General features: G+C 49.8%; 11 protein-coding genes and 1 pseudogene. 7 read left to right on the forward strand and 5 right to left on the reverse strand.

All coding sequences use genetic code 11. The annotated features are described in order from the left end of the window. Positions 1-24: 24 nt before the first annotated feature. Positions 25-331, forward strand: a pseudogene (locus tag NBH13_RS05095) (transposase); the annotation flags it as partial. A 195-nt stretch (positions 332-526) separates the two neighbouring features. Next, a complete protein-coding gene (locus NBH13_RS05100) occupies positions 527-1,003 on the forward strand; it encodes a hypothetical protein (protein ID WP_250779174.1) in 477 nt (158 codons plus the stop codon). 222 nt (positions 1,004-1,225) lie between these two features. On the opposite strand, the gene NBH13_RS05105 is transcribed toward NBH13_RS05100, so the two are convergent. Continuing rightward, positions 1,226-2,413, reverse strand: a complete 1,188-nt coding sequence (locus NBH13_RS05105; protein ID WP_502801760.1) for an IS30 family transposase — start codon at positions 2,411-2,413, stop codon at positions 1,226-1,228. A 225-nt stretch (positions 2,414-2,638) separates the two neighbouring features. After that, positions 2,639-2,833: a hypothetical protein gene (locus NBH13_RS05110; protein WP_250779175.1), complete on the reverse strand. Its 195-nt coding sequence runs from the start codon at positions 2,831-2,833 to the stop codon at positions 2,639-2,641. Positions 2,834-3,148: 315 nt separating this feature from the next. On the opposite strand from NBH13_RS05110, the gene NBH13_RS05115 reads away from it, so the two are divergent. The 4 genes from NBH13_RS05115 (at position 3,149) to NBH13_RS05130 (ending at position 5,107) form a co-directional block, all read left to right on the forward strand. Beyond that, complete coding sequence (locus NBH13_RS05115) at positions 3,149-3,307, forward strand: hypothetical protein (protein WP_250779176.1); 159 nt, start codon at positions 3,149-3,151, stop codon at positions 3,305-3,307. A gap of 415 nt (positions 3,308-3,722) precedes the next feature. After that, positions 3,723-3,917 carry a hypothetical protein gene (locus NBH13_RS05120; RefSeq protein WP_250779177.1) on the forward strand — a complete coding sequence of 65 codons (195 nt, stop codon included), beginning with the start codon at positions 3,723-3,725 and terminating at the stop codon, positions 3,915-3,917. 408 nt (positions 3,918-4,325) lie between these two features. Continuing rightward, positions 4,326-4,622 (forward strand): acyltransferase family protein, encoded by a 297-nt coding sequence (locus NBH13_RS05125; RefSeq protein ID WP_250779178.1) that lies wholly within the window; start codon positions 4,326-4,328, stop codon positions 4,620-4,622. Positions 4,623-4,627: 5 nt separating this feature from the next. Then, positions 4,628-5,107, forward strand: coding sequence for a hypothetical protein (locus tag NBH13_RS05130; protein WP_250779179.1), 480 nt, complete (start codon positions 4,628-4,630; stop codon positions 5,105-5,107). Here the strand turns inward: NBH13_RS05130 and NBH13_RS05135 are convergent. Beyond that, positions 5,057-7,861: a DUF4365 domain-containing protein gene (locus tag NBH13_RS05135; RefSeq protein ID WP_284703016.1), complete on the reverse strand. Its 2,805-nt coding sequence runs from the start codon at positions 7,859-7,861 to the stop codon at positions 5,057-5,059. The genes NBH13_RS05130 and NBH13_RS05135 overlap by 51 nt on opposite strands. A gap of 604 nt (positions 7,862-8,465) precedes the next feature. Here NBH13_RS05135 and NBH13_RS05140 point away from each other — a divergent pair. Then, positions 8,466-9,617, forward strand: coding sequence for an NAD-dependent epimerase/dehydratase family protein (locus tag NBH13_RS05140; RefSeq protein WP_047379648.1), 1,152 nt, complete (start codon positions 8,466-8,468; stop codon positions 9,615-9,617). 79 nt (positions 9,618-9,696) lie between these two features. On the opposite strand, the gene NBH13_RS05145 is transcribed toward NBH13_RS05140, so the two are convergent. Together NBH13_RS05145 and NBH13_RS05150 are read right to left on the reverse strand one after the other, a co-directional pair. Continuing rightward, entirely contained in the window at positions 9,697-10,077 is a 381-nt protein-coding gene (locus tag NBH13_RS05145; RefSeq protein WP_250779181.1) for an acyltransferase, read from the reverse strand. A gap of 147 nt (positions 10,078-10,224) precedes the next feature. Beyond that, a complete protein-coding gene (locus NBH13_RS05150) occupies positions 10,225-11,670 on the reverse strand; it encodes a lipopolysaccharide biosynthesis protein (protein ID WP_250779182.1) in 1,446 nt (481 codons plus the stop codon). Positions 11,671-11,683 lie beyond the last annotated feature (13 nt).

Here is an 11,683-nt window from a genome sequence, read left to right on the forward strand (position 1 = left end):
CATTCGCCAAAACTAAAAACCGCGATTGGAAGCCAGGAGACGGAACCAAGACACTCGGACATCATACAGATCGACCAGAACCTGCTCGAGACCAGGCTCGACCGGCTGATCACCGAAAAGATGGCGCAGATCCTCAACGCGATGCCCGACGCTTCAGACCGACGAGATCACCGGGGCCGCCAGATACGAGTGCAACGGCGAGAGGAAGGCGTACAGGGTCGGCCACTACGAACGCAAGCTCACCGCCAAGGCCGGCAGGCTCGAGCTGAAGGTGCCGAAACTCAAGGGCACCCTGTTCGAGTCCGCGGTGATCGAATGCTACCGGCGGCGCATGGTGCATTTCATGCGCAACGTGCTCTCGAAGACGCCGCCCGCCCACAGGGAATGGGCGTCCGCCGCTACCTGAACATGTCCCAGCTCGATGACAACCTCGTGGAAGCGAACTGATCATCGTGCCATGGACGGCCATGATCCAAAGCGCGCAACTTTTCGGACACTACCCGCCCTCACGAGCTATCATGTAGATATGAATGAAGATATTAAATTAAATGACCTGCTCCACCTCACTGACGAGGAGATCAGCAAGACGAAAATCCGTTTCATGACCAACTACAATGGCACCGAACCCATCACGGTGTTCAGGAGAAAACCCGATGAGCTCAACACCGATTGGCTTCTGTCCCGAAAAAGGAACGACAACGGGAAAGATGCGGAACACCTGCACAAGGGGAATAACGTGATCGGCCTGGTACGTCTTCCAGAAAACAACGACCTCTGGGGGCTCACATGTCTCAAGCGTATCGGGGACCCATTGGAAAAGAGCGAAGACGACGACCCCCACTATGTCGGCTACGAGGGAGAGGAACTGACCGAATACCGCAAATTCTACGGCAGAGTCATCGTGCGCTACCACAAAAGCGCGCAACAGCCCATACAGCATGCGGAAGGACTTTTAGACGAAATCATTGTCGAGAAGGTCCTATCTCCCACAGAATCCCTATGATGACGCCTTCATAAGATACGGAAACAGCACCGCATTACGATTCAGGCATTAAAAAATCCGTGCGATCAACAGAGAATTATGAGAGAAAAACAGGACGCGGAGAAAGACAACCGCGTAAGCGCTAAGCACAGCACACTGGCACACTCGGCGGATTCTAGTGGTGGTTGCAACACCTGAGGTTTGAGCGGCCTTCCATGGCCACGTTGTCGGTTGTTGAGGTTATCACGCGTCGTCGAGCAGTTCGATGATCTTCTCGCTTGGTTTCATGAAGCCGAGGGTTTTGCGTGGCCGGTCGTTGAGTTCCTCGGCGACCGCGTCGAGGTAGTCCTCCGGGTAGACGGATAGGTCGGTGCCTTTGGGGAAGTACTGGCGCAGGAGCCCGTTGGTGTTCTCGTTAGTGCCGCGCTGCCACGGGGAGTGCGGGTCGCAGAAGTAGACGGCCATGTCCAGCGAGGCGCCGATCCGTTTGTGCAGGGCGAGTTCCGCCCCCTGGTCCCAGGTCAGCGAATTGCGCAGGAGTTTGGGCAGCGAGGCCATTTTGTCGATGATGGCCTGCTGGACGTGTTCGGCGTCGTGTCCGTCGGGCAGGTGCAGCAGGATCGTGAACCTGGTAGTGCGCTCGACGAGCGTGCCGATCGCGCTTTTGTTGCGGCTGCCGGTGATGAGGTCGCCCTCCCAGTGGCCCGGGACCGCCCGGTCCTCGATTTCCGGGGGCCGCTCCGAGATCATGACCATGGGTTCGCGGAAACGGGGTTTGCGGCCTTGGCCGCCTTGGGGTCTGCGGACGGTTCGCCCCTGCCTCATGGCGCGTTTCAGCTCCTGCTTGAGTTCACCCCTGGCCTGCAGGTAGATGGCCTGGTAGATGGTTTCGACGCTTGCGTGCATGTCACCATTATCCGGGAACATCGCCTTCAATCTGCCGGATATCTGCTCCGGGCTCCAATGCCTGCGCAACCCGGCCAGTATCTCCGCCCACAACGGCGTGCCGTCGGCCGCCTTGCGCGGTTTGGGGCGTTTGAGCCGGTCGGCCGCCTTCTGCTGGGCCTGGTAGGGTTCGTAATCGCCGAACTCGGGATTCCTGTTGCGCTCGGCCTCGCGGCTGACCGTGCCGGGGTCGCGTCCCAGCAGGCGCGCGATGGCGCGGATCGAATCGCCCAGGCGCAGCCGGTCGGCGATCAGGATGCGCTCCTCCTGATTGAGGTAGCGCGCGTGGATCCGTTTGGGTTTGTCCATGGTGGAACGATACCAGTCTATGCTTGCCTTTTCGTTCCTCCCGGTGGCGCGGGTGCGCCCGTTGCGCCATACCTTGCCGGTGCGCTTGGAGACCCCGACCGCATGGGCGGCTTGGGTGAAGTTCATGCCCTCCTCGTCCAGCAGACGCACGTACTCCTCGCGCCTCGCCGCGCACATCAGCTTCCTCGTCGGATATTCGACGCCGTTGAACGTCCAACGGCGTTCCCCGCCACGGTCTTCGTTTCAGTGGCTCCTGGTCACCTGACCCTCCTTGCGGTAGGTCAGGTGTTGCAACGATCACTAGAACCCGCCCATTCCAAGCTCGTGGGGGGGGGGATTCCAGGAATCGTATTCATACGTGCGGCACTACATGAAAAAATAGCACGATGACTGACGGATATCTCAAAACTCGACTGACACGCCAGCGTCATGCAGGTAGATTTCGGCGCGACCATCGTCACAATCGGCAGCGGCGACATCAAAAGTCCGCCCCCTAGCCGCCGCATTCTCGTATTCGAACATGCAGAACGTGGTCGCGATGCTGAGCGAAAAAGTGGAATGTGCGCGCGAAGGACTGGTCCCAATCTTCGACCACATCAGCATAGCGCCTCGCGCGTCTCAACACCATCAAATGGATCGAACACAAGGCTAATGAGGAAGACAGCATCCAGATCGACTCAATTCGCTACCTCGCGAGCCCGTCACGGCACAACTAGACTCTACTCTCGAGTCTACACACGTTCAAAATGAAAATTAACACCACTAACGGCAGACGCGTGGACTCCCTTCCCGCTCCTACACGAACGGCAGGGGCGACAGTCAGGAGCCCAGCAGTCCTGCTGCCGGTACTGGCCAAGAAGCCCCATACGGGGATAAGTCGCCGTTACACGGCAAGCAAGTTCGGACCATGGCATGATTGCGGAGCATGGCAGAACCTCTGATGATGCCAGTCTGTTCAACTTAGCCGGGCGGATCGCGCAGGACGGTACACCAGTCATGGACAACAAGGTCGGTACACTCGCCGTCTATGACGAGTTCAACAACCCCGGCAGGAAAGGAGAGAAATCGTGATGGGACATCACGAGTCATGTCCGGCACCAGACACAAACGCTCGTCGATGAGAGGGAAAGGGACGTGATTATGAAACTTGCCAAAAGCTGCCCCAGCGACCAAGCAGATACTCGCGAACAGCCTCGGGACCGCAAATCCCTGGCCCAAATCCCAGATAGAATTCAGGTTCTCGTGGATGAACGAGGAACTGACGTCTAGGGAATGATCGAAACGCGCATCTGCCCAAGCAGTCCAGCCTGCTGGCCATCAAGAAACTCGGCGGCTATAAGAGCAAGCGTATAAATGGGAGTACAGGACCCGCTGACCGGCAGGGCCACTACGTGGTTAAATCGCATCACTTGGAGGCAAACGTGTCACCTCAACAAACGGCGTATTCTTGTCAATAAGATTTCACGTGTCAAAAGGAGACATAAGGATGTGGAGTTATGCAGCATTATCCAAAGCGGCAAAAACGGTCGGAGGGCCAGCTGGACTTGTCATCACATTAGTTGCTGGTGGCGTTGCCATCGGAGCTGCAGGCGTGGTAGCCATTCAGAAAATGATTGAGAATAACACACATCAGGAAATAACCGACGGCACTAGTGACGACGACAGCAAAGACAAAGACTGAATCAAGAGGAATGATTCATACTGTGCTGGTGCGGTAAAAATCCAATACAGACATGAATTACATTAGGATGGTCGGTGCCAGCGCTATCGTGGCACGATAGCGCTGGCACCATTCTAAAGGACGAGTGGGAGGACACATTCAACTACGTGGAAGAAGATCACGAAGATGCTCTATAAAAACAACTCAATAAATAGTCAACATACCCGTCCGATATGGCCAACTCATTGTTCGACCGTGTTGGACAATTTCATTTCATTATCACTAGTTTTCGTAGTATTTCCCATACGAGACAGAATCGCGAACGGAAATATTCAAAATATGGGAATCAACATCGTGCATGTCAAGCATGTCGCTTCAGTCCACTTCTAAGCTCCAAAAGGCAAAGGGCGGAACTCCAGCATTGAACTGTTGCGCATCATCGCGATGTTCATGATCCTCACGCATCACTTCATCGTCCATAACGGCTATGACGTGCTGAAACTCCCCCTGGGACCGGAGCGGATCTTCTTCCAGCTCGTCATGGCCGGCGGCGGCAAGGTCGGCGTGGCCATCTTCTTCTCCATCTCCGCATGGTTCTTCCTCGACAGGGAACAGCCCATCAAATCCAACCTGAAACGCGTGTGGATCATGGAGCGCGAGCTGTTGTTCTGGAGCCTCGCATTCGTGGCGTTCTATCTCATGTTTGGCGGGCCGACCTCAGCATGAAACTCATGATGAAGAGCGTCATGCCGTTGAGCATGGGCGTGTGGTGGTACGCCACTGCCTACGCCATTTTCCTGGCGCCGCTCCCCTTCCTGGCCGAGGGATTGAAGGCGCTTGGCCGCGAATGCCACTTCTCGCTGGCCGCGACCGTGCTGGTCATATGGGGATTGACCAGCTTCATCCCCGGAATGATAGGAATCAACGACGGCTTCCTCGGATTCATCTACCTGTTCATTCTGATTGCTGCCTATAAGTGGTACATGGAACCGTTCACCACCAGACAGGTCTGGCTGATGATTGGCACAGGTCTCGGTTTTTTCCTGTTGTACACCTGCGCCTCCATAACATTGTCGCTGCTTGGGCACGACATAGGGATAACGCCACCAGCAAATGACAGTGAAGCCACCTCCAAAGAAACGTCTGCAGCCCTCTATCCACTAAGCGTCCAGTCTTTCTTTCAATGCTTTTCTCTTAGATGCACCTATTGAATCTTCCATAGCGATAAGTTGTTCTCTCATCTCGACAGGAATTTCTTCAGTGGATTCGACCACCACCTCAGCCACCCATTTTTTCTGAGCAAGGGTACCATTCCTCATTATGTCATCAACAATCTTGGATACAGTTGTACCGCCAAGATTGCATAACTCAAGTTTGGCCAATGCGCCAGCTACGGCATCACACATGTCAACGGATCCCATTTTCAGCATGGCAACCATCAACTGCACGTATTTCTCGGAAGGGAAACGTTGAACTATACGCGCAACCGCATCGAAGCGATTATTTGCCATCAAATAGTCAATAATGTTTTGACGTTCATCCTCACACAGTGATGCCATCGCCTCATACGCTAGCCAATAGACAATATTGGCCTTATCCTCAAAGCTTTTGACAAAACACGACAACATGCTGAAAAGTTCCTCTCGAATTCCATCAGGCAATTCATTACTGAAATGTATAAGGAATTTCAAAGGCCATCTTTTGTCTTGAAGCGCCTCAGCGTTGGACAACATAATCTTCGCGAATGAATCCCAATCAACTAATTCCGGATGAGCATATCCACAGAAGAGGAATGCGCTCAGCATGTGATCCACACCATGAACAGCAATAACTCCAGACTGTTCGTAGCTTGCTATTGCCTCAGCACAATATGCAGAAAAACAATCGGAGACTTTTTGAATCTCATCCTCAGAAAGTTTTTTCGCATCATCAATGCTCTTGATTACATCAACTTGACCGCTCTTCACCTTTACGTGCCATTGCGCTTCCGATTCCTCATCATGAGAGCTTTGCTTATATTCGTACCATTGCTGTAAAGACCCATCATCGCCTCGTTGCAGCAAGGTTGTCAAATTGCCATCACTCCAGAAAGAATCCGGAAATAAGATTGTTAAATTCTGCGCTTCTGAGGCAGAGCTTTCCCCTACGCAAGGCAACTCCAAGAACCATTGCTCAATCTTTTCCTGTACATCTCGATTTGCCGCCCTATAACAAGCTTTAAGCGTCTCGAACAGTTCACTTGGAATATCGAACGTTGCAGAAACCTTCTGAGAGTATTCCTGCCTAGATGCCATCGTCGTCAAGCACCAACGGCAAACTTCATCAGCCTTATCTGCAGAAAGATAATCACCTATGCACTGGAACAACGTCAGATCATTCAGTGCCGTTGAATGCGTGGACTCATTCAACGATACAGTTTCGGCATATTCAACAATCCTGGAGTCTGAAGCTCTCTGGATGGCGGACCGAAGTACTTTCCGATAATCGTCTTTGGAAGAACACCGCCGAAACATTTCAAGCACATTGACGATGTTCGCTCTCTCCCCATTATCATCCTCAATCTGAGCATACGCATTTTCTGCCTGCAAACAGCAATATCTTTTCCACGCATCTCTGTCACCGAGAAATGCCGTCTGAAGAATAAGGGAGATAAAACGTCGTCTTAGCGAATGGGTTTTCTCTGCTTCTCCAATGCTATGAAGCCACCGATTCGACACTGCGTTACCCGCAATGCTACGCTCTCCCAATTCGAGCCACCAGAAAATTGGATTGTCGGATGACTGAATCACCGCAGCTACATAAACCTGCTTTCCAGATGACTTAACGTTTCCCCAAATCCAATCGTATTGCCACAGCAACCTCATTGCCGCGCCACAGATTCCATTAGCGGTAATATCATCTGGATTCTGCAAGCAAAGACTCACTGCATTCGAACCGGCAGAAATAGCTTCATCCCTACGACCGAGTTCAAACATCACCCATGATTCGTGGACCAACAGCCACGCTTTATCTACAGGATAAAGATCATAAGTCATAACAGCTTCAATATGTTGAAGAGCGGCACTCCAATCATTATTATCTATATCAAAGGCAAATTGCATTACCGCCGATGCGGCTCGCTCTTCAGGAGATTTCGCAACCGAAAAAAGCCCATCCAAGCGTCCACCCCGTCCATCAAGGTAATCATAAAAAGCCGCGGCCGCCTTCCAACACCAATCAGATGAAGCCCATGCCTCATCTTTTCTCTTTCCTTTCTGCATGGCCGCGTCAGCCATGAAGCCACTTCCCGCCGCCCAGTATCGCTCTATGCCATTCTCATTCCCATATAGCAAGGAAGCCAAGGCCTCATGACCTTTTAAGTTATCTACATGTTTATTTGCATGTGGAGCAACTACACGAGGAACAAGCATTGCGAATCGAATGCGATCCTGTTTTTTAATGCTTGTCAGACCATTCCACACAGCTCCATTGAAGACAGACTTCTCATACGTGCTGCATGCGAACTCGGAGAGCTCCTCCTCGTCCGTCTTTTTCAGCACATGGTCCTTACGTACAAGAATTCTGGGCATCTGACAAGAGTGGTCGATCTGCGAAGATTCAATCTTGGACCAATACATTGTCCCTTCATCAGAAATCAAAACAACAATATGAGCAATTCTCCCATTAGTCCACGAAGCTTCATGATTGGCATCAAATCCGAACCACCAGCCAATCACATTACCTTGCTCATCCTTTTTAGGATGCCTGAAGTAGCTTACTCCTTTCTTTACTTGCACACCAAGAACCACAAATGAAGGAATTCCCTCATCGCTCACCGGCATCACCCATAAATCAGTGCCAAAATCAATGTCCTTAGACATTATGCACCATTGGAAAGTGTCAGAGAAAAAAGCCTTTACCTGATTTTCACCGCCCTCTCCCCTTCGAGCTTCCGGTGAGATTCTGACCCCAAATGTTCCAGGCATAACCACTATCTTTCACAAGTAACTTCGTCGTGTATTTTTCACTCGTTTTGCTCTGAATCTTACAGTACAAAGGACAAATGTTCGAGTCAGTTTAGATAACCCCGAGATTCTATGTGCTCTTAAGTTTCACCCTTGAGATAAAAATAACGCAATTTACATCTTATGCGCGACCTCGCTAACCGATAGGGGGCCGCCGACGCCATCCATATCAAACCGGGTACGATGCAGGCGAGAATGATAGTTGCGATGGTTCCACTGAGACGGCTGCGTCATTCCCCGTTACCAGCCGAGCCACGAACATTGACAACGGGAAGAACGCATGATCCGCTTCGGTTCAGTTGAACTATCCATATACGCTTTCTATCATCTCACCGAAAACAGCGTCACCAAGTACCCCGTCATCCAATTTTATCTCCGCCCAGATGCCAATCCCCGCCGTCGATGACGCCAACAGCACACCAACAATATTTTGTCTCGTCATTCCGACTCGAGGGATTGCCAATTATCGCCTATGAAGGTAAATACCAAATAAGATAGTTCGAACTATACTGAAAGCATACCCTCCTTCTAGGGCAAGTTTCTACAAAAGAACGGTTCAAGACATATGACAACGAAGATTCTGGTAACAGGCGGCGCAGGTTTTATTGGTAGCGAAATCGTAAAACAACTGAGCGCTCATGATGAATACGAAATTCGCGTTCTAGATGCATTGACCAAACAAATTCATGGCAACAATCCTGAAAAGTCATATCTTTTCCAATCCATAAAAGATTGTTGTGATTTCATCCGTGGAGACGTGCGTGATTTCACAACAGTCCAGAAAGCCCTTGAAGGGGTAGATGTTGTTTTGCACCTTGCGGCAGAAACCGGTACCGGGCAATCCATGTACATGATCAACCAGTACAACGAGGTCAATGTCATGGGTTTGTCAAATATTTTTCAAGCACTATCGCTCAAGGGGAAAAGCAACACTATACGCAAAGTTATCCTGTCGTCATCGCGTTCTGTGTATGGCGAAGGCGAGTATCAATGCCCAAACTGTGGCGTAGTCTACCCCCGTGGACGCAAAACTAAAGATATGATGCAAGGCGATTTCACTATGCATTGCGACAAGTGCAATACCGCCTTGACCTTAATGCCCACCACCGAAGACAGCAAAACCACCCCAAATTCTCTTTATGCGTTCACCAAGCTTTCACAAGAAATGATGATTCAGACAATGTGCCCTGCGATGGATATTGATTACACCATCTTCCGTTTCCAAAATGTGTACGGAGCAGGCCAATCATTGAAGAATCCTTACACTGGCATTCTTTCCATCTTCTCCTCATTGCTTTTGGACAATAAAGACATCAATATCTTTGAAGACGGCAAGGAAAGCCGCGACTTTATCCACGTAAAGGATGTTGCTTCCGCGGTCATCAAATCTATCAATACGGCCGCATCGAACGGAGAAATCATCAACCTAGGCAGCGGAATCGGAACAAGTGTCATCGAAATAGCTGAGACATTGAAACGAATCTATGGCAGTACCAGCAATCTGAACGTTACCGGTGATTTCCGCATCGGAGACATCGCACATAATGTCGCTGATACCCAAAAGGCACGAAAGCTGCTTGATTTCACTCCGTCGATTTCCTTGCAGGAAGGTTTGACCGAGTTTTGCAAATGGGTGCTGGGACAAGAGACCGACAACAGTCGTTACGAACAATCCCTTACAGAGATGGAACGTTCAGGAATGTTTATTCGAAAGTAAGCATCTAGAACCTTGGCCGAAGCATAATGCTATATTGCTTCGGCCAGTTCCAAGAACAATCTCATTAAAAATATTCCCATTATTTTAGATGGCCAAGTACGAAAGCTTTTTTCTCACCAGTAGCCATCTTTTTAGTATGCATAAAATCGTCATCATGTTTAGCCGCATATTCACCAACGGACTCGATCACCCTACCCGGCACACCCACTACGATGGAATTTGCAGGAATATCATGCGTAACAATAGTGCCGCATCCGATAATGCAATTATCTCCGATTGTTACCCCCGGCATAATAATGGCATTAAAACCAATATGCACGTTATTGCCAATTCGAATTTTCCCAAAGAGATCGATATCGGATAGCTCAGGATACTTATGACGCAATACCCACACGCCACCGTCATGAGTCACAAATCTAACACCAGATGTAATCCTGACATTATCGCCGATTTCAATCAACCACGGTTCACTTCCAAAATCCCAGCCATTGAGAATCTCGAAGCCCCCCCCCCAGCTTTAAACCCAGCTTTCGGTAATAAGCAGCATTTTTCTCAGCATTACGGAAATGATTCATTAATTTCTCAAACAATGCGGTTCCTTTCTATATCAGACAGATCTTTTGCTCTTTTTGTAGAGGAACAAGGAGGCAATCATCAGGACAAATGCTGCTATATAACGAATAATCGTGAAGTGATACAGAGGAATCGCAATGGCGGAAAGCACAATTACCAGCCATTGTATACCGATAATGGCTTTGTCATCATATACGGTTTCCTTGGTTCCTGTGATAGTGAAGTGCAGTTTTTTGGACACACGCATTTGCACATACGACAAGAATACGAATGCAATCAACATCGAATAGGCCGCTGCCTGATATCCAAATAGAGGAATCAGTACTGCATTCAGTACAATATTCAGTACTGCGCCACAAATAGAGGCAATCATTATGTATGAAGTTTTTTTGTGATACAACAACACGTTTGCATACATATTGGAAATAGCGTTCTGGAAAATGGCTGCAGAAATTGGCGGCATGATGTAGATCGCTGCCATATATTCATCAGTTGCGATTATCTTGACCACCTCAGGAGCTAGGAAAGTCATCAATACGCATACTGCAGCATAGGTGAGTAGCAGAATCGAAGCGAGGCTCCGAACTCTTTTCTTGCCTTCGGAATCATCAATATTCCGATAGAGGAATGGGATAAACGAAGAATTAATTGCCGACCATACGATTGCAGAAACGGTACTCACCGAGGAAAGTGTGCCATAAATGCCCACAGCGGAATTATCAACGAACCAACCAATCATCACGCGACCGGAATTATTCAGAATCTGCGTGGCGAACTGATTCGCAATAAGAGGCACACTCAGAGCAAGCGAGAATTTCCAATACCGCATGGAAATGAACTTGCGCCCTCGCACCATGATGTATACCCATAGCACAAGAGCAACAGCATATAGCACGGCATAATTCGCGAACAATCGTCCTTCGGCCGCTTTTCCGCTTCCTCGCATATACAATACAGCGACAATGGAAAGTGCTGATGCCACAATGGCGGAGCCAATCGTCACCAGTGTTGCTGCCTTGTACTTATACTCGTAACGCTGTCTTGCCAGCCAGAACTCCGTAGCCGGCAGCAATAGGAAACCAACTAGCATCAGCAGCAACAGCGATTTGTCTAGGCCAAGTATGCGACTCCAACAATTGGGAGCAACGGAATATACGGCAAAGAATACGATTGATGTGAACGTCGTGAGCGTCAGCACTGAAGATTCGTACCTATCGCGCTCATGCTCATATTCCTTCAACGCGACCATATATCCGCCGTAAGTCAACGAGAGCGTCGCCACGACCGTCAGTATCGACTGCCAAGAATTGTACAGATTGACTGTGCCCATCTCAGAAGTTGACATGATTCGGGTAAAAATTGGCACAGTAACAAAGGCCAAACCTTTAGAAAACAGCGATGCGAATGTGTATGCTACCGCCGATTTCATACCCTCGGATGGCCGCTTATTCCAAAAATGTTTTTTAATGTGTTTTGCCATTATTCGTCTGCAC

The sequence above is a fragment of the Bifidobacterium intestinale genome, from assembly GCF_023656765.1.
GTDB lineage: Bacteria > Actinomycetota > Actinomycetes > Actinomycetales > Bifidobacteriaceae > Bifidobacterium > Bifidobacterium hominis.